We start from the raw sequence: 18,716 nt of genomic DNA, 5'->3' as shown, positions 1-18,716 counted from the left end.
AGGCGCGGAGGCTATTCGGAGGGTTTCCTCTTCCCGTCCATCTCGAGATAGGCGTCGCGCCCAGCCAGGCTCACCGCCACATCGGAGACCAGCGGGTCGAAGAACCGCTCTCGGTAGATCGGGTCGACACTGGTGCTGACGGTGAAGTACAGACCCGACAGCACCGCCACGAACAGCGAGACGTGGACAACGGTCTGCGCCACCGGCACATGGATGCCGAACCAGGTTCCCGCGCAAGGTGGTTCACCGACCGGACAGACCGCCTCCGACGCCCACAGCACCGCCACCTCGTCGGGCACCGCGACGATTCCGAGAGCCACGAAGAACGCGAACAGGCCCGTCGTGAAGAGAACCACCTGAATTGCCTGCGCCACCACCATCACCGCGACGACGTTGACCTGCTCGGCCAGCGACAGCGGAGTGCGCGCGGGGGAGTGACCGTCGGCGATGGCCAGTGGCGTGCCCTCGAGGAGTTTCGCCGGGTCCGTCTGCTCGGCCCGATCGTTGCGCAGTGCCATCACCTCATCACGGATGGTGGTCACCATGAAGATGATCGCGACGAAGGCCAGGAATCCGATGGTCTGCCAGAGCCGTTCACGTGTCATCCGAGATGCCAGCTGCCACAGTTCGCCGGTGAAGTACACCACGACGGTCAGCATCAGCAGGGGCAGCGCCCGACTCATCAGGGTGCCGAGCGCACCGAACTGAAGCCAGGCGAACCTGAACGCCCACAGGACAATTGAGCCGATGCCGAGGTACGTCAGCCAGACCGCCAGGACTGCGACCACCACGAAGAAGACCATCTCCGCCGCGGCGATCCCGGAGAAGCCGCTGTCGGCGAACGGCAGCCCGAACACGAACAGCGCCATCACGAGCAGCGCAGCCGACATTCGCCCCGCCTCACCGCGTGTCGTGCCGGATCGGTGCAGCAGGTGGAGAGCGAACGGTGCCGCGACGAGCAGCAGGGTGAGTGCGCCGAGCCGGATCGCGTAGCCGTAGTCGGGTTCGTCCTCCGACAGCTCCGCCAGCGTCATGGTCAGCGCGATCACCGCCCCGATCCCGCTGACCATCGGCGCCGACCGCTCGATCAGTGCGTGGGAGCGCACCCGCCGCGTCAGGACCAGCGGCAGCCCGCGATGGAGAAACCACTCGTGGACGCTCCGCATGTCGGGCACGCGGTTATTGTGCGCGAAATACCGTCGGAGAACGCGTCAGCGCGCCGGAACGGCTGCCCGGTACCGACTTCGGGCGACCAGCGTCAGCCGCAGGTCCTCGCTGAGCGGATCGAGGAACTGCTTGCGGTACTCGCCGTCGCCCGCGGACCTGGCGCTGACGTACATGAACGTCAGCGCGCCGAGAAACATCGTCACGTGAATCAACGGCTGCGGCACCGGGATCGTCATACCGAGGACGGTGCCGTCGCTCGGCCCCTTGCCTTGTGTCAGGGCTCCCAACAGATCCGGTGAGATCAGTATCAGACCGAGCACCAGGAAGATCAGCGCGATGACGACGGCGACCACGAAGATCTGTGCGAGCTGCGAAACGGCCAGCACGAACATGACATTGAGCCGCTCGGCGCGGTTGAGGGCCTGCGTCTGCGACGGATCGGGCATCGCCGAAAACGGCGTACCGGCCAGTCGGGTATCCCGAACGGAAGCATCGGGTGCCTCGATGACCGGCTCGAACCGGTCGACGGTGACGGCGACCACGAACGCGGCCGCGACCAGGCTGAGGAACACGATCGCGAGCCACATCCGGGGGCGTGACACGTTGGCCGCCATCAGCCATACCGGCGAATTGAAGAACACGAGAATGGTCAGCAGCATCACCGGAAGTGCGCGGATCATCAGCGATCCCACGGCCGCGAGATGCGAGATGGTCATCCGTGCGGTCCACGACATGACGGAACCCAACCCGGATGCCGTCAGCGCCAGAATCGCCGCGATCACCACCGCTTCGAAGATGAGATCGGCGAGCAGCCGGTCGCTGGGTCCGCCGATGACGCCGCCTGCGACCCCGACGACCACCGAGACGGCGGCGGCGACAGTGCGGCCGTGCACGGTGGAGATTCTCGACACCAGCCAGCCGACCAACGACGCGAGCGGCAGGACGAGGACAAGCAGCCCCAACACGAACCACTCCGTGCGGGTCGGCTCGCCCTCGATGTTGATCGTGTGCTTGCCGGTCACCTGGACGACGACGGCGGAGTTGACCATGAACACCGCGAAGGCCGCCAGCGCGGGCGCCGATCGGGGCCAGAGTCGACGGACCAGCCGGCCGGGGCGCAGCACGGCGGGCAGACCGTGGTCGAGGAACCAGGCGTCGGCGGCCCGTCGCTGTTCGACGTCAATCATGCAGCGCCCGCCGCCGTGGGTTGCCGGTGAGCTGAATAGCCGCGCGCCACAACACCAATCCGCTCTGGACGCCGACGGCAATGGACATCATCGAGATCAACGTAGCGGTGAACATGGCGGTGCTGTGGGTACCGAGCAGCTGTGTCATGCCCATGAAGCCGAGCGACCCGGGCACGAGTAACCAGAAGCCCGGCAGCACCAGAGACACCGTGGGTGGGGTGTTCGGGCGGTGCGATATCGCCAATGCGAACAGGATCAGGGTCAACCCGCCGCCGAACCCGCTGGCATAGCTGCCGAGCAGGGCATTGCCCAGCCACTGGCCCGCGTAGGCGGTGTAGAGCATGAGCAGCATCCACGGCAGAAACCTAGTCGGCGGGCCGAAGTTCAGCATGGCACCGAGGCCGTAGACGGCCACGCCGAGAAACGGCGCCCAGGGGCCGAGCCGGTTCATCTCGGTCGTGACCAGATTCGAGTCGGCGATCCCGGCGACCTGTGCGGCGATCAGGATGCCGAACGCCAACTGCACGATCTGCATGAAGCCCGCGACGAGCCGGCTCGCCCCCGACACCACATGGCGAGTGGACAATTCGATGACCGCCAGGGTGATCGCCGCCCCGGGCAGAAAGACGGCCAGCGGGGCGGCCAGGGCACGCAGGCTGTCGATACCGACATGCCAGTGCCGGTTGAAGGTGAAGACGATGAGCGCCACCAGGAACGCACAGATCGTCGGCAGCATGTACCCGATGGAGTCGACACGCCTGCCCACCACTGACAGGGCGCCGACCAACAGCCCGAGTACCGCCGCCCCGACCAGGCTCCACGGCGTCGGCTGCAGGATCAGCGCCAGCCCCATGCTCTGCACCGCGTACCCGATGATGGTGAGCCAGACCGGAAATCGCTTGTCCAGGTTGCGGATTCGCTCCAGCTCCGCCATGCCCTCCTCGGGGTTGACCGTTCCGGACGGTGCCCGCGCGACGAGCTGTGCAAGCGGGAACGACTGGTCGTAGCGCAGCACGTAGTCGGTGTTGGCGATGTAGAGGCTGTCACCGAGAGGGCTGCCGACCTGGACGTAATTCGGCAGCGCGAGAAAGTGGTTGTCGAGGCCGTAGGCCTTCGAGGTCCCCTCCATCACGGCGCGCACCATGGTGACCGGGTAGTTGGCCGCCGACATCGTGGCGCCGAGTTCGGCCACGAACCTGCTCGCGGCCGCCCTGCGGTCAGCGGCGAGGTCGTCCTTCTCAGGCGGCACGGTCGCAGGCTACTGCGGGTCCCCGAAACCGGACAGCCTAGGCTGGCCACATGCAGCGGATTATCGGAACCGAGGTCGAGTACGGCATCTCGTCGCCGTCCGACCCCACCGCCAATCCGATATTGACCTCGACGCAGGCGGTGTTGGCGTATGCGGCCGCCGCGGGGATCCAGCGCGCCAAGCGCACGCGCTGGGACTACGAGGTGGAATCACCCCTTCGTGACGCCCGCGGATTCGACCTGAGCCGCTCGGCGGGACCGCCGCCGGTGGTGGACGCCGACGAGGTCGGTGCGGCCAACATGATCCTGACCAACGGCGCGCGACTGTACGTCGACCACGCCCACCCCGAGTACTCCGCACCCGAGTGCACGGACCCGCTGGACGCGGTGATCTGGGACAAGGCCGGCGAGCGGGTGATGGAGGCTGCCGCGCGGCACGTGGCCAGCGTTCCGGGCGCCGCCAAGCTGCAGCTTTACAAGAACAACATCGACAACAAGGGCGCCTCCTACGGGTCCCACGAGAACTACCTGATGTCGCGTCAGACGCCATTCTCCGCGGTCATCGCGGGGTTGACGCCGTTCCTGGTGTCCCGGCAGGTGGTCACGGGTTCCGGGCGGGTCGGCATCGGCCCGTCGGGCGACGAGCCCGGATTCCAGCTGTCGCAGCGGTCCGACTACATCGAGGTCGAGGTCGGCCTGGAGACCACCCTCAAGCGCGGCATCATCAACACCCGCGACGAACCCCACGCCGACGCCGACAAGTACCGGCGGCTGCACGTCATCATCGGCGACGCGAACCTGTCGGAAACCTCGACGTACCTCAAGCTCGGTACCACGGCGCTGGTGCTCGACCTGATCGAAGAGGGCATGGACCTCTCCGATCTGGCGCTGGCCCGGCCGGTGCACGCCGTGCACGTCATCAGCCGCGACCCGACGCTGCGTGCGACGGTCGCACTCGCCGACGGTCGGGAGCTGACGGGCCTTGCGCTGCAACGGATTTACCTGGACCGGGTGGCCAAGCTGGTCGACAGCCGGGACCCCGATCCGCGAGCGGCCGACATCGTGGAGACGTGGGCCAACATCCTCGATCTGCTCGAGCGCGACCCCATGCAGTGCGCGGAGATCCTCGACTGGCCCGCCAAGCTGCGGCTGCTGGAGGGCTTCCGGCAGCGGGAGAACCTCAACTGGTCGGCACCGCGGCTGCATCTGGTGGACCTGCAGTACTCCGACGTCCGCCTCGACAAGGGTCTGTACAACCGGCTGGTGGCGCGTGGGTCGATGAAGCGGCTGGTCACCGAACAGCAGGTGCTCGACGCCGTCGACAACCCGCCGACCGACACCAGGGCCTACTTCCGGGGCGAGTGCCTGCGGCGGTTCGGGGCTGATATCGCCGCGGCCAGCTGGGACTCGGTGATTTTCGATCTCGGCGGCGATTCGCTCGTCCGGATTCCAACCCTGGAGCCGCTGCGCGGGAGTAAAGCCCACGTCGGTGCCCTGCTGGACTCCGTGGACAGCGCCGTCGAATTGGTAGAACAGCTCACCAACTAAGTGCGCTATCCACAGCAAGATGTCCTTCGACCGGTAGGGTGGAGTAGCGGCGGGGCAGGTGGTAGCCCATCCGTCAACGGCACAGACATACGCAGGAGGCCTCGATGGCGCAGGAGCAGACCAAGCGTGGTGGTGGCGGCGGGGAAGACGACGACCTCACCGGCAACGCAGGCGCGGGCCAGGAGCGTCGCGAGAAGCTCGCCGAGGAGACCGACGACCTGCTCGATGAGATCGATGACGTGCTGGAAGAGAACGCCGAGGACTTCGTGCGCGCGTATGTCCAGAAGGGCGGCCAGTGACCTGGCCCCACCGCGAACAGCCGTCCATCTCATCCCCGCTACCAGGAGCACCGCCGCTTCCCGTGGACTTGTCGTCCTTTTCTGAGCTGCTGCGGCGGCAGGCACCCGAGCTGTTGCCCGTGAACCGGTACGCCGTGCCGTCCGACACCCCGTCGGATGCACTGCCGCACGGGACCACGATCGTGGCCCTCAAATACCCCGGTGGCGTCGTCATGGCGGGCGACCGCCGGTCCACGCAGGGCAATATGATCGCGGGCCGCGATGTCCAGAAGGTCTACATCACCGACGACTACACGGTGACCGGGATCGCGGGCACCGCGGCCATCGCCGTGGAGTTCGCCCGGCTCTACGCCGTCGAGCTGGAGCACTACGAGAAGCTCGAGGGTGTGGCCCTGACGTTCGGCGGCAAGGTGAACCGCTTGGCGACGATGGTCCGCGGCAACCTCGGCGCGGCGCTGCAGGGCTTCGTCGCCCTGCCTCTGCTCGCCGGCTACGACCTCGACGACCCCAACCCCGAAGCGGCAGGGCGCATCGTGTCCTTCGACGCGGCGGGTGGCTGGAACTACGAGGACGAGGGCTACCAGTCGGTGGGGTCGGGTTCGATCTTCGCCAAGTCCTCGATGAAGAAGCTGTACTCACAGGTCAGGGACGCCGACTCCGCGCTGCGGGTGGCGGTCGAGGCGCTCTACGACGCCGCCGACGACGACTCCGCGACGGGCGGGCCGGACCTGGTTCGGGGTATCTATCCGACCGCGGTGATCATCGGCGCCGAGGGGGCGGAGGAAGTGCCCGAGCAGCGCATCGCCGACTTCGCCCGGCAGATCATCGAAAGCCGTTCGCGGGCAGACACATTCGGCCCGGATGCCTCCCACCGGTCCACCGACGCACGGGGTGACCAGTGAGCTTTCCGTACTTCATCTCGCCTGAACAGGCGATGCGCGAGCGTTCCGAGCTCGCGCGCAAGGGCATCGCCCGCGGACGAAGCGTCATCGCGCTCGCGTACGCCGACGGTGTGCTGTTCGTCGCCGAGAACCCGTCGCGGTCACTGCAGAAGGTCAGTGAGCTCTACGACCGGGTGGGCTTCGCCGCCGTCGGGCGGTTCAACGAGTTCGACAGGCTGCGCCGCGGTGGCATCCAGTTCGCCGACACCCGCGGCTACGCGTACGCCAGGCGCGACGTCACCGGACGTCAGCTGGCCAACGTCTACGCCGAGGCGCTCGGCACCATCTTCACCGAGCAGGCCAAGCCCTACGAGGTCGAGCTGTGCGTGGCCGAGGTCGCGCATCACGGGGAGACGAAAGCCCCTGAGCTGTACCGGATCACCTACGACGGGTCGATCAACGACGAGCCCCACTTCGTCGTGATGGGTGGCGCCACCGAACCGATCACCGAGAAGCTCAACGAGAACTACACCGAGAACGCCGGGCTTGCGGATGCCGCGAGGGTGGCGATCGAGGCGTTGAAGGCGGGCGCCAACGGCGAGTCCCGTCCCATCGGTCCGTCGACACTGGAGGTGGCGATCCTGGACGCGAACCGGCCACGCCGGGCGTTCCGGCGCATCACCGGGTCAGCGCTGGAGGCGCTGCTGCCCGTCGACGGGACGGACGAGAGCAAGCCGGAGTAGGTCGCTCACGCGGCGTCGCTTGGACGCGCGCGGATGAGGATGAGCTCGGCGAACTGTTCGGGGCATTCGACCGGCGTGAAATGTCCGGCGTCGAAGGCGAAATGCAATGCCACGTCGGTGAAGTACGAGTCCAGCCGGTCGGACCACTCGGGCGGGAACACCGGATCGTGGTGCGGCCACAGCACATCGGTGGGCACGTGGATCTTGATGGCGCGGTCCGGAGGCAGTTCGGTGAGTGACTGGGCGATGGTCCCCGCGCCGGCGCGATACCAGGCGATCGACGCCGTGAAGGCTCCAGGGGCCGCGTAGTCGCCGACCAGCCGGTCCAGATCATCCTCGGAGATCGTGAAATCGGGTGCGGACCAGTGCATCCAGAAGTGCCGCAGATACTCGCGGACGGCGTCGGGATTGCCGTCGAGCAGCTGCGCGGCCACCGGCAGCTGGTGGAAGGCCTGATACCAGAACTCGCTCTGCGCCCGCGCCGTGAGGACGCGATCGCCCGCCCCGGGCAGTGGGGGAGACAGCACCAACGCCGACACGAGGTCGGGTTCCATCCTGGCGATGCTCTGCGCGACGCGGCTGCCGACGTCGTAGCCCCCGAGCACCACGCGGGACAGCCCGAGCTCCTTGATCAGGCCGATGATGCTGGCGGCCTGGGCCGTCGCGCTGTAGAAGTGCCGCACGGCGACGGCGTGTTTGTCCGATCCGCCGAAGCCGCGCAGGTCGGGCACGATGACGTCGGCGGCGTCGCTGAGCAGCGGGACGACGTGGCGGTAGTCGTGGCGGTTGCCCGGCCAGCCGTGCAGCAGTACCACCGGTGGTGCGCCCTTGGTGCCGAATCGGTCATAGGCCAACCGGAACCCGTCCACCGGCGCACTTCGCGACCACATCGGCCCATTCTGGCCGCCGATCGCACGCAATGGCTGGTTTTGCTGCGCGCCTTTCACCCGGCGGGACGGATTCGCGCGCGGTCGCCGGTGATCACGGCGAGGATGTTGCGCCAGGAGTCCGACGGCGAGTTCAGGATGTCGCTGTGTGCCTGCCGGCCCGCCATCACCCGGCCGTCGTCGTAATGACCTGTCGCCAAGGCGATTACGCCGGGCATCTCATCTGGATCCGCACCGTGCGGGCCGCCGGGGATGCCCTGCACCGCCTGGATGAGGTCGCCGGGTGCCGTCATCGAGTAGCGGACCACGTCGGGATTGCGGTTGTGCCAGTCGCCGGGATCGTCGACGCCGACACCCGCACCTGCGGCGGCGATGTACATCGTCTGGTCGGCGGTCAGCCCCATCGCTTCGGCGGTGCCGAGGATCGAGCCCCCGTAGGAGTGGCCGATGTAGGTCACCGGGATGGGTGGTCGGCCCGTGGCTTGCGCGTTTACGGTGCGGTCGACGTCCTCGCTGAATGCCACCAGCCGCGGGGCCATATCCAGCGCATATCGCGGACTGGCCGCGTCGACCACGCCGTTGACGAGGTTCCCGCGGGGAAACGGTCCGCCCAGATACGTCAGGACCGCGACGTCGCCTCGGGTGGCCGCGACGAACCGGCGGGCGGTCGCGGTGTTGGCGGCCGACCCCTCGATGGTCGTGTTCATCCCGGGGACCAGCACGGCGACGCTCGTTGCCGTCCGCAGGTCCCCGTTGAGCTCGACGAGGGAGGCGCGGGCCGGGTCGAACGCCACGATCTGGCGGTCGATACGGCGGCCGCTACCTGCCGGGTCGTCGACCTCGCCGAGCAGGGTGCGGTAGAAGGCCGCCCGGACCGGGTCGGGCTCGTCGACAGCGGCCTGCGCGATGTTGGTCCGGTTCGCGGCGATCCGCATGTCCCATGGCAGCCCGTCGGTGTTGCCCACCTGATGGGGAAACTCGGCGACCAGTCGCCGACGTTGTTCGGGGCTCAGCCCCGCGACCTGGTCGGCGATCCGGTCCTGGCCCATCACCGGCCACCCTGCCACCAGCTCGCCGAGCGGGGTCGACGGTGCCCCGGCGGGCACCGTCGCGGCCGGCCGCATGTCAGGCGTAGCGAAGGCCTCCTCGATGTCGGCCGCGGCGTCGGAATCCGCGGCGCCCAGCCGGTCGAGCGCGTCGCCGATCTGCACCGTCAGCTCCTGGGCGCGCAACGTTTGCAGCCCGCCGGCCAGCCCCACGTCGCCACCGGAAAGAGCGACCAGCAAATCCGATGGAAGATCGTGCACCGAGACGCTGCCGTCATCGGCTACCGCGAACCCCTGCGACTGCGCAGCCGACACCAACTCCAGCACCGCACTGCGGGCGATGGCGATCTGCTCGGCGCCGTCGTGGGCGGCGACCGCGGCGAGCACCATGGCGCGCGCCAACGCATCCGATGTACCTCCGACGCTCAGCACTTCGGAGCGTGCCGCCTCAGCCGCTGAGCCAAGCCAAACCTTGTGCGCGTCGGTCACGCCCTGCACCGTCATCGCGATGTGGGCATGCATGTCCATGGCGGCGGCCTGCCAGCTCTGCGCAGCCTCGCGCAGCGAATCAGGTTGCCACGCTTGCGCTTCGGACACTGTCGGACGCGTCCCGCCCCCCATGCCTCATGCTGACAGATCACGCCGCAGACGCGCTCGAGTTATCCACAGGGGCACACGGACGTCGACCGCCGGGAGTGACAACTACACGGATCGGCGCGGCAGCCCGCCACGTTCGGTTCGCAACAAGTAGTCTCGATCACGTGCAGCGTCGAATCATGGGCATCGAGACCGAGTTCGGTGTCACCTGCACGTTCCACGGTCACCGTCGGCTCAGCCCGGACGAGGTCGCCCGGTACCTGTTCCGGCGGGTGGTGTCGTGGGGCCGCAGTTCCAACGTGTTCCTGCGCAATGGCGCGCGCCTGTATCTCGACGTGGGTAGCCACCCCGAGTACGCCACCGCCGAATGCGACAGCCTCGTCCAGCTCGTCACCCATGACCGGGCCGGTGAACGGGTGCTGGAGGACCTGTTGATCGACGCCGAGCAGCGACTGGCCGACGAGGGCATCGGCGGCGACATCTACCTGTTCAAGAACAACACCGACTCCGCGGGGAACTCCTACGGCTGCCACGAGAACTACCTGATCGTGCGCGCGGGCGAGTTCTCGCGGATCTCCGATGTGCTGCTGCCGTTCCTGGTGACCCGGCAGCTGATCTGCGGCGCGGGCAAGGTGCTGCAGACGCCGAAGGCCGCGACGTTCTGCCTGTCCCAGCGTGCCGAGCACATCTGGGAGGGTGTCTCCTCGGCGACGACGCGGTCCCGGCCGATCATCAACACCCGCGACGAGCCGCACGCCGACGCCGAGAAGTACCGCCGCCTGCACGTCATCGTCGGCGACTCCAACATGTGCGAGGCGACGACGATGCTCAAGGTGGGCACCGTGTCGCTGGTGCTGGAGATGATCGAGGCGGGCGTCGCGTTCCGCGACTTCTCACTGGACAATCCGATCCGCGCGATCCGCGAGGTCAGCCACGATCTGACCGGACGGCGCCCAGTGCGGCTGGCCGGCGGCAGACAGGCCAGCGCGCTCGACATTCAGCGCGAGTATTTCGCCCGCGCGGTGGAGTACCTGCAGAGCCGGGAGCCGAACACGCAGATCCAGCAGGTCGTCGACCTCTGGGGACGACAGCTCGATGCGGTCGAGAGCCAGGATTTCGCCAAGGTCGATACCGAGATCGACTGGGTCATCAAGCGCAAGCTGTTCCAGCGCTACCAGGATCGCTACAACATGGAGCTGTCCGACCCGAAGATCAGCCAGCTCGATCTGGCCTACCACGACATCAAGCGGGGCCGGGGGGTGTTCGACCTGCTGCAGCGCAAGGGTCTGGCCGCGCGCGTGACCACCGACGAGGACATCGAGGCCGCGGTCAACACCCCACCGCAGACCACCAGAGCCAAGCTGCGCGGTGAATTCATCTACGCCGCACAAGAAGCCGGCCGCGACTTCACCGTCGACTGGGTCCACCTCAAGCTGAACGATCAAGCGCAGCGCACCGTGCTGTGCAAGGACCCGTTCCGGTCGGTCGACGAACGGGTGAAGCGGCTCATCGCCTCTATGTGAGCCTCTATGTGAGGCGGTGCACGCTCACCGCGTAGTCCCCGCCCGCAAAGGGCTGCCGGTCCCAGGTGGCCCAGCGATGCACCAGTTGCAGGCCCGCCGCCTCCGCCAGCCGGTCGTACTCCGCCAACGTCAGCCCGCCGGGTCGCAGCGCGAATCCGGCCACCAGCAGCGAATCGGGTCCCAGAAAGGCACCCATCTGCTCGAGCACACGGCCCTCGGTGCCCTCGGCGACGAAGATCATCACGTTGCCGGCCAGTGCGACGACGTCGAACGCCCCGGTCAGATGCTCGGTTGCCGCCGCGAGATCGGCGTGGATCCACCGCAGTTCGGATGCTTTGACGCGGGCCGTCTCGAGCATGTTCGCGTCGAGGTCCATACCCACCACGGAGAAGCCACGCGCCGCGAGTTCGATCGCAACCCTGCCGGTTCCGCATCCCGCGTCCAGAACACGACCCCCGCCGGTTTCGCGAAGCAGGGATTCGATCAGATCGGCCTCGCCGTGGATGCTCTGACCTGCGTCGGCCAGCCGCCGCCAGCGCTCGTCGTACTCGTCCCCGCGGGGCAGCGCGGTGTCGTGCCAGCGACTGCTCACACCTCACCCTAAGCTGTTACGAGTGGCGATTTCCAAAGTCGAACGCTTGATGAATCTCGTCATCGCCTTGCTTTCGACTCGCACCTTCATCACCGCCGAACGTATCCGCGAGACCGTGTCCGGCTACTCCGACAACGCCAGCGACGAGGCGTTTTCCCGCATGTTCGAACGCGACAAGAACGAGCTGCGCGATCTGGGCATCCCGTTGGAGACCGGCCGCGTATCGCAGTTCGACCCGACCGAGGGATACCGGATCAACCGCGACGCCTACGCGCTGCCGCCCGTCGAACTGACCGCCGATGAGGCCGCGGCGGTCGCCGTCGCGACACAGCTGTGGGAGTCCCCGGAGCTCATCACCGCCACCCAGGGTGCACTGCTCAAGCTGAAGGCCGCGGGCATCGACATCGAAGCCGACGACGCCGCATTCGCGATCACCTCGGCAGGCGCGTTGCCGAGCATGCGCGGATCGGAGGAGGTGCTGGGAATCCTGCTGTCCGCCATCGATTCCCGGCATGCGGTCCAGTTCCCGCACCGGTCGTCGCGCAGCGATCCCTACGTCATCCGCACCGTCGAACCGTGGGGCGTGGTCACCACGAAGGGCCGCTGGTATCTGGTCGGCCACGACCGCGACCGCGACGCCGTGCGCACCTTCCGGCTGTCCCGGATCGGGGCCGACGTCAAGACGATCGGACCGCCAGGGGCAGTGCAGCGACCCGAGGGGGTCAACCTGCGCGAGATCGTCGAGCGCGCCGTCGAAGAATCCCCGACCGGCGGGCAGGCGAGAGTGTGGGTCGCCGACGGCCGTGCCACCGCCCTGCGCCGCCGTGCCGAGGTCATCGGCCCGCGCACCTTGGGCGGCCGTGCTGGCGAGGAGATCCAGCTCGAGATCGGGATGCTCGACCGGCTGGCGCGAGAGATCGCGAGCTACGGTGCCGACGCGGTCGCGCTTGAGCCCGACACGCTGCGCGCCGACGTGGTCGAGCGCCTGCGGGCGCAGGCCGGCCAGACGGACGAGGTGCGCGCATGACCGCGATATCGACGCGGCTCGTGCGGCTGCTCAACATGGTTCCGTACTTTCAGGCCAACCCGAAGATCACCTACGCCGAAGCCGCGTCGGACCTCGGCGTCACCGTCAAACAGTTGCGTGACGATCTCAATCAGCTGTGGATGTGCGGCCTGCCCGGCTACGGGCCCGGTGACCTGATCGACTTCGAATTCTCCGGCGACACAATCGAAGTCACCTTCAGCGCAGGCATCGACCACCCGCTGCGGCTGACGTCGCCGGAGGCGACCGGCGTGCTGGTGGCCTTGCGTGCGCTGGCCGACGTGCCCGGGATGGTCGACCCGCAGGCCGCCCGCAGCGCGATCGCCAAGATCGAATCGGCAGCCGGGGTGGTCGGACAGGGCGAGGGCACACCGGCGGCGGTCGACGAGCCCGCGCCGATCGAGAGCGAGGCCGCCGCTGCGGTCCGGGCCGCGGCGCGGGACGGCCGCGCGCTGTCGATCGAGTACTACTCGGCCTCGCACGATGTGCTGTCCAGCCGCATCGTCGACCCGATCAGGGTGCTCCTGGTCGCCGACCACAGCTACCTGGAGGCGTGGTGCCGGTCGGCCGAGGGAGTCCGGCTGTTCCGCTTTGACCGCATCGTCGACGCCCACGTCCTCGACGAACCGTCGGCGCCGCCACCACCGGCGGTCGCGGCCGGACCGGACACGTCGCTGTTCGACGCCGACCCGTCGCTGCCGTCGGCCACGCTGCTCATCGAGCGGTCGGCGTCCTGGATGTTCGACTACTACCCGCTGCGGGAGATCCGTGAGCTACCCGACGGCGCCTGCGAAGCGGCGATGACGTACGCCTCCGAGGACTGGATGACCCGGTTCGTGCTCGGTTTCGGGTCGGCGGTGCGGGTGCTCACCCCCGAGTCGCTGGCCCAGCGGGTCCGGGACTCGGCTGCGGCGGCACTGAGCGCGTACGGAGTGGCCGGGTAGACTGGCCCCGTCGTCTGGAGGTGACCAAATTGGGCGGTCTACAACCCTGGCATTGGGTAATCGTCATCGCGGTGTTCGTGCTGCTCTTCGGCGCCAAGAAGCTCCCGGACGCGGCGCGTTCGCTTGGCAAGTCGATGCGGATCTTCAAGTCCGAGATCAAGGAGATGCAGTCCGACTCCAAGCAGGACACGCCCGGATCCGATGTCGCCGGCCGGGCGGCTCCGGCGGCGACGCCGATCGCCTCGGAACGCGCCGACACTGCGGCCGCACCGGCTCCGGAGGCTGCACCGCCGCCGGACCAGCGACCGGCCTGACCGACGCAGACCCACCGACCGCGGCCTAGCGCCGCGCCATAGACATCGCCGTGCAGACCCCCGGAATCTTCAAGAAACTCGATCCTCGTCGGCGTCGTTCGCGGGTCAACCCCGACGGCACCATGTCGCTCATCGAGCATCTGCACGAACTGCGTACGCGATTGCTGCTCTCGGTCGCCGCCGTCGTGGTGATGACGATCCTCGGCTTCCTCTGGTACACCCACGGTGTCTTCGGGCTGCCCAGCCTGGGGGACTGGCTGCGCGGTCCGTACTGCGCGCTGCCGCCGTCGGCACGCGCCACCATCGCACCCGACGGCGCCTGCCGACTCCTCGCGACCGCGCCGTTCGACCAGTTCATGCTGCGCTTGAAGGTCGCGCTGACGGCGGGGATCGTGCTGTCCTGCCCGATCTGGCTGTACCACATGTGGGCGTTCATCACGCCCGGCCTGTACAAGAAGGAACGGCGATTCGCCGTCGCGTTCGTCACGATTGGCGCCGTCCTGTTCATCGCCGGCGCCGTGCTGGCCTACCTGGTGCTGTCCACAGCGCTGGGCTTCCTGCTGACCGTTGGCAGCGATGTGCAGGTCACCGCGTTGTCCGGCGACCAGTACTTCGGGTTCCTGATCAACCTGTTGTTGGTGTTCGGGTTCAGCTTCGAGTTTCCGCTGCTGATCGTGATGCTGAACTTCGTCGGAGTACTGACGTATGCGCGGCTCAAGTCGTGGCGCCGCGGCATGATCTTCGGGTTGTTCATCTTCGCTGCGTTCTTCACACCCGGTTCGGACCCGTTCTCGATGCTGGCTCTGGCGCTGGCGTTGACGGTGCTGCTCGAGTTCTCCATCCAGATCGCCCGTGTTCGCGACAAGCGCAGGGCGCGTCGCGAGGCTCTCGACGAGGTTCCCGACGAACAGGCGGCGCCGATCGGGGGTGTCGAGCAGATCGACGCGCCCACCGCGGTGCCGACGGCGTCGCGGCTCGTGGTCGATGACGACGCCACCTAGCGGCCCACTCCTCGGCAGCTTCACCGAACGGCTGCCGTTTCGTCTCGATGCCTTCCAAAAGACCGCGTGCGAGGCGCTGGAAAGCGGGCACGGCGTGCTGGTCTGCGCCCCGACCGGCGCGGGCAAGACGGTGGTCGGTGAGTTCGCCGTACATCTGGCGCTGGCGGCGGGCCGGAAGTGCTTCTACACCACGCCCATCAAGGCGCTGAGCAACCAGAAGCACAACGACCTGGTGGCGCGATACGGCCCCGAGAAGATCGGCCTGCTCACCGGCGACCAGTCCATCAACGGCGACGCCGACATCGTGGTGATGACCACCGAGGTCCTGCGCAACATGCTCTATGCGAATTCGCGGGCGCTGGACGGGCTGTCGTACGTCGTGATGGACGAGGTTCATTTCCTGGCCGACCGGATGCGCGGCGCGGTGTGGGAAGAGGTCATCCTGCATCTGCCCGACGACGTCCTGCTTGTCAGCCTGTCGGCGACGGTGAGCAACGCCGAGGAGTTCGGCGGGTGGATCCAGACCGTGCGCGGCGACACCACGGTGGTGGTCGACGAACACCGCCCCGTCCCGCTGTGGCAGCACGTCATGGTGGGCAAGCGGCTGTTCGACCTGTTCGACTACCGGGCGAAAAGTGGGGCCAAAACCAAAACATCCAAAACCTCTGGGCGCGAACTGCTCGTCGATCCGGAGTTGTTGCGCCACATCGCACATCGGCTGGAAGCCGACCGGCTCGCCGACTGGCAACCGCGCGGCCGCGGCCGCAACCGGAGCCGCCCGAGCATCTACCGCACCCCGACCCGGCCCGATGTGATCGCGACGCTGGACCGGGAGGGGCTGCTGCCCGCGATCACGTTCATCTTCTCCCGCGCCGGATGCGACGCCGCGGTCAAACAGTGTCTACGCTCGTCGCTGCGGCTCACCAATAACGAGGAGCGCAAACGGATCGCGGAGGTCATCGACCGCCGGTGCGCCGACCTGCCCGAGGCCGACCTGATCGTCCTCGATTACCACGAATGGCGCGAAGGCCTGCTGCGCGGACTGGCGGCCCACCACGCCGGCATGCTGCCGGTGTTCCGCCACACCGTGGAGGAATTGTTCGTCGACGGACTGGTGAAGGCCGTCTTCGCCACGGAGACACTGGCCTTGGGCATCAACATGCCCGCCCGGACGGTGGTGCTCGAACGCCTGGTGAAGTTCAACGGCGAACAGCACATGCCGTTGACGCCGGGGGAGTACACCCAATTGACGGGGCGCGCAGGCCGTCGCGGCATCGACGTGGAAGGCCACGCGGTGGTGCTATGGACTCCCGACGTCGACCCGGCCGAAGTCGCGGGGCTGGCCTCCACGCGCACCTTCCCCCTGCGCAGTTCCTTTGCGCCGTCGTACAACATGACGATCAACCTGGTGCACCAGATGGGACCGGAGCACGCGCACCGGCTGCTGGAGAGTTCGTTTGCGCAGTATCAGGCGGACCGGTCGGTCGTCGGATTGGTCCGGGGAATCGAGCGCGGCGAGCGGATGCTCGAGGAGATCGCCGTCGAGCTGAACGACGGCAAGCCGCCGGCCAAGAACGGCAGGGAACCGCCGATCCTCGAGTACGTCCGGTTGCGGCAGCAGATCTCCGAACGCGAACGCGCCCAGTCGAGAGCGTCCCGGCTGCAGCGCCGCAGGGCGGCCAACGATGCGCTCGCGGCGCTGCGCCGTGGCGACATCATCACGATCACCCACGGCAGACGCGGTGGTTTGGCCGTCGTCCTGGAACCCGACCGCGACAGCGACGATCCGCGTCCGCTGGTGTTGACCGAACACCGCTGGGCGGGCCGGATCTCGTCCGCCGATTATTCGGGTGCGTCCGCGCCGTTGGGCTCGATGTCGCTTCCCAAGCGGGTCGAGCACCGAAACCCGCGCGCACGTCGCGATCTCGCGTCGGCGCTGCGATCGGCGGCCGCCGGTCTCGAGGTTCCGTCGGCGAAGGGCAAGCGGCGCGGCGAACCCGTCGAACGTGACGTCGACCCCGAATTGGCGTCCCTCCGTGAACAGGTGCGGCGCCATCCCGCACATCAGTTGCCCGACCGCGAGGAGAAGTCGCGCCTCGCCGAGCGCTATCTGCGCATCGAGCGCGACAACGAGCAGACCCGCCAGAAGGTCGCCGCGGCGACGAACTCGCTGGCGCGCACGTTCGACCGGATCGTCGTGCTGCTCACCGAGCGCGGCTTCATCGACGCCGGGCCCGACGGTGGCGATCCGAAGGTCACCGATGACGGCCGCCTGCTCGCGCGGATCTACAGCGAGAGCGATCTGCTGGTCGCCGAGTCCCTGCGCAGCGGTATCTGGGACGGCCTGAACCCCGCGGAGCTCGCCGCGGTGCTGTCGGCCGTGCTGTACGAGTCCCGCGGCGACACGCCGACCGCCCCCGGTGGCGTGGAAGCCCCCACGGGCACGTTGCGACGGGCGTTGAACCAGACCCGCAGGCAGTGGACCGAGCTGCGCGCAGACGAACAGCGACATCGAATCAGTCAGAGTCGCGAACCCGACGAGGGATTCGTGCCCGCCATCTATCGCTGGGCCGCGACCGGCGACCTCACCAGCGCACTGGCGGCGTCGGATTCCGCGGGTTCGGGGTCCCCGCTGTCCGCAGGGGATTTCGTTCGCTGGTGCCGTCAGGTACTTGATCTGCTCGACCAGGTGCGAAACGCCGCACCCAGCCCCACCCTGCGCGCAACCGCGAAACGCGCGATCAACGACGTTCGGCGCGGCGTCGTAGCTGTTGATGCGGGGTAATGTGTGCGCCAGCACGACTGACTACCGAATATTCGCCGTGTATTCGCGGCCCTGCCGCGCGAGCAAGGAGTGAGATGAGCGGACCGCAGGGATCTGACCCGACCCAGCAATGGCCCGGCCAGCAGCCGGACCAGCCGGCGGAGCAGCCGTCGAGCGATCCGTCGGCCAATCAACCACCCAGCCAGCCCTGGCAGCCGTCGAGCAGCGAGCCGACCACCGCCGCGCCGCAGTGGCAGCCCCCCGCGTACGACCCGCAACAGCAGCAGCCACCTGCATACGACCCTCAACAGCAGCAGTACGCCCAGTACCCGCAGCAGCCGGCTTACCAGCCGCCGCAGGAGTATCAGCCGCCCACCGAGTACAGCCCGCAGGCGTACCCGCAGCAGGGCCAGTACGGGCAGCCCGGCTACGAGCAACCCGGTCAGTACACCGCGCCCTACGGTCAGCCCGCTCAGCCGTACGGCCAGCAGCCCGGCCAATACGGTCAGCCGCCCCAGTACGGCCAGCAGCCGGGGCAGTACGGTCAGCCGGGCCAGTTCGGCGCCGCGCCCGCCGACGCGGGGTCCAAGCGCTCATTGGCGGTGATCGGCGGTGTCATCGGCCTGCTGGCAGCGCTCATCGTCGCCGTCGTGCTGGTGCTCGGCTTCTGGAAGCCCGGCTTCTTCGTGACCACCAAGCTCGACATCGACGCCGCGCAGACCGGTGTGCAGCGCGTCCTCACCGACGAGGCCAACGGCTACGGCGCCAAGAACGTCACGAACGTCAAGTGCAACGACGGTCAGAACCCCACGGTCAAGAAGGGCGGCACCTTCAACTGTGAGGTGAGCATCGACGGCACCAAGCGTCAGGTGACGGTCACCTTCCAGGACGACAACGGCACCTACGAGGTCGGCCGCCCCAAGTAACGGG

Annotated in this window: 17 protein-coding genes; 11 read left to right on the top strand and 6 right to left on the bottom strand. The window is 67.9% G+C overall.

Features of this window, described 5'->3' with window-relative positions; genetic code table 11:
- Positions 1-11: 11 nt before the first annotated feature.
- Genes G6N43_RS17775 through G6N43_RS17765 form a run of 3 tightly spaced genes read right to left on the bottom strand, consistent with a single transcriptional unit; the run spans position 12 to position 3,603 of the window.
- Entirely contained in the window at positions 12-1,166 is a 1,155-nt protein-coding gene (locus tag G6N43_RS17775; protein ID WP_083151512.1) for a hypothetical protein, read from the bottom strand.
- Positions 1,167-1,211: 45 nt separating this feature from the next.
- Positions 1,212-2,354 (bottom strand): hypothetical protein, encoded by a 1,143-nt coding sequence (locus tag G6N43_RS17770; RefSeq protein ID WP_083151191.1) that lies wholly within the window; start codon positions 2,352-2,354, stop codon positions 1,212-1,214.
- Positions 2,347-3,603 (bottom strand): threonine/serine exporter family protein, encoded by a 1,257-nt coding sequence (locus G6N43_RS17765; protein WP_083151193.1) that lies wholly within the window; start codon positions 3,601-3,603, stop codon positions 2,347-2,349. Before G6N43_RS17765 ends, G6N43_RS17770 begins: the two co-directional genes overlap by 8 nt.
- Before the next feature lie 50 nt (positions 3,604-3,653).
- Here G6N43_RS17765 and dop point away from each other — a divergent pair, with 50 nt between their 5' ends.
- The 4 genes from dop to prcA all read left to right on the top strand — a co-directional run bounded on the left by dop (position 3,654) and on the right by prcA (position 7,073).
- Positions 3,654-5,150: a pup deamidase/depupylase gene (dop, locus tag G6N43_RS17760; protein ID WP_083151196.1), complete on the top strand. Its 1,497-nt coding sequence runs from the start codon at positions 3,654-3,656 to the stop codon at positions 5,148-5,150.
- 104 nt (positions 5,151-5,254) lie between these two features.
- Complete coding sequence (locus G6N43_RS17755; RefSeq protein ID WP_083151197.1) at positions 5,255-5,449, top strand: ubiquitin-like protein Pup; 195 nt, start codon at positions 5,255-5,257, stop codon at positions 5,447-5,449.
- Positions 5,446-6,351, top strand: a complete 906-nt coding sequence (prcB, locus tag G6N43_RS17750; protein WP_083151199.1) for a proteasome subunit beta — start codon at positions 5,446-5,448, stop codon at positions 6,349-6,351. Before G6N43_RS17755 ends, prcB begins: the two co-directional genes overlap by 4 nt.
- A complete protein-coding gene (gene prcA, locus G6N43_RS17745) occupies positions 6,348-7,073 on the top strand; it encodes a proteasome subunit alpha (protein ID WP_083151202.1) in 726 nt (241 codons plus the stop codon). Before prcB ends, prcA begins: the two co-directional genes overlap by 4 nt.
- 5 nt (positions 7,074-7,078) lie before the next feature.
- Here the strand turns inward: prcA and G6N43_RS17740 are convergent, their stop codons facing one another.
- Both G6N43_RS17740 and G6N43_RS17735 read right to left on the bottom strand, forming a co-directional pair.
- Positions 7,079-7,963, bottom strand: coding sequence for an alpha/beta fold hydrolase (locus G6N43_RS17740; RefSeq protein ID WP_083151205.1), 885 nt, complete (start codon positions 7,961-7,963; stop codon positions 7,079-7,081).
- Between the two features lie 53 nt (positions 7,964-8,016).
- The gene (locus G6N43_RS17735; RefSeq protein ID WP_083151208.1) at positions 8,017-9,627 is read right to left on the bottom strand and encodes an alpha/beta hydrolase; all 1,611 of its coding nucleotides are present in this window, start codon (positions 9,625-9,627) and stop codon (positions 8,017-8,019) included.
- Between the two features lie 140 nt (positions 9,628-9,767).
- On the opposite strand from G6N43_RS17735, the gene pafA reads away from it, so the two are divergent.
- Positions 9,768-11,126: a Pup--protein ligase gene (pafA, locus tag G6N43_RS17730; protein ID WP_110810368.1), complete on the top strand. Its 1,359-nt coding sequence runs from the start codon at positions 9,768-9,770 to the stop codon at positions 11,124-11,126.
- A 4-nt stretch (positions 11,127-11,130) separates the two neighbouring features.
- Here the strand turns inward: pafA and G6N43_RS17725 are convergent, their stop codons facing one another.
- Entirely contained in the window at positions 11,131-11,718 is a 588-nt protein-coding gene (locus G6N43_RS17725; RefSeq protein WP_083151214.1) for a class I SAM-dependent DNA methyltransferase, read from the bottom strand.
- Between the two features lie 22 nt (positions 11,719-11,740).
- Here G6N43_RS17725 and G6N43_RS17720 point away from each other — a divergent pair, with 22 nt between their 5' ends.
- From G6N43_RS17720 to G6N43_RS17695, 6 genes are all read left to right on the top strand, one after another.
- Positions 11,741-12,745: a helix-turn-helix transcriptional regulator gene (locus G6N43_RS17720; RefSeq protein ID WP_179967883.1), complete on the top strand. Its 1,005-nt coding sequence runs from the start codon at positions 11,741-11,743 to the stop codon at positions 12,743-12,745.
- Positions 12,742-13,707 (top strand): helix-turn-helix transcriptional regulator, encoded by a 966-nt coding sequence (locus G6N43_RS17715; RefSeq protein ID WP_083151217.1) that lies wholly within the window; start codon positions 12,742-12,744, stop codon positions 13,705-13,707. Before G6N43_RS17720 ends, G6N43_RS17715 begins: the two co-directional genes overlap by 4 nt.
- 29 nt (positions 13,708-13,736) lie before the next feature.
- A complete protein-coding gene (gene tatA / locus G6N43_RS17710; protein ID WP_083151517.1) occupies positions 13,737-14,021 on the top strand; it encodes a Sec-independent protein translocase subunit TatA in 285 nt (94 codons plus the stop codon).
- A 50-nt stretch (positions 14,022-14,071) separates the two neighbouring features.
- On the top strand, positions 14,072-15,022 hold the full coding sequence (tatC, locus tag G6N43_RS17705; protein WP_083151220.1) for a twin-arginine translocase subunit TatC: 951 nt from the start codon (positions 14,072-14,074) through the stop codon (positions 15,020-15,022).
- Complete coding sequence (locus G6N43_RS17700) at positions 15,006-17,807, top strand: DEAD/DEAH box helicase (RefSeq protein WP_083151223.1); 2,802 nt, start codon at positions 15,006-15,008, stop codon at positions 17,805-17,807. The genes tatC and G6N43_RS17700 overlap by 17 nt, the downstream gene beginning before the upstream one ends.
- Before the next feature lie 74 nt (positions 17,808-17,881).
- The gene (locus G6N43_RS17695; protein WP_083151226.1) at positions 17,882-18,712 is read left to right on the top strand and encodes a DUF4333 domain-containing protein; all 831 of its coding nucleotides are present in this window, start codon (positions 17,882-17,884) and stop codon (positions 18,710-18,712) included.
- Positions 18,713-18,716 lie beyond the last annotated feature (4 nt).

The sequence above is a fragment of the Mycolicibacterium moriokaense genome, assembly GCF_010726085.1.
In the GTDB taxonomy this organism is placed as follows: Bacteria; Actinomycetota; Actinomycetes; order Mycobacteriales; family Mycobacteriaceae; genus Mycobacterium; species Mycobacterium moriokaense.
Note: the sequence above shows the minus strand (reverse complement) of the source record. Positions and strands in the feature narration are given on the sequence as shown.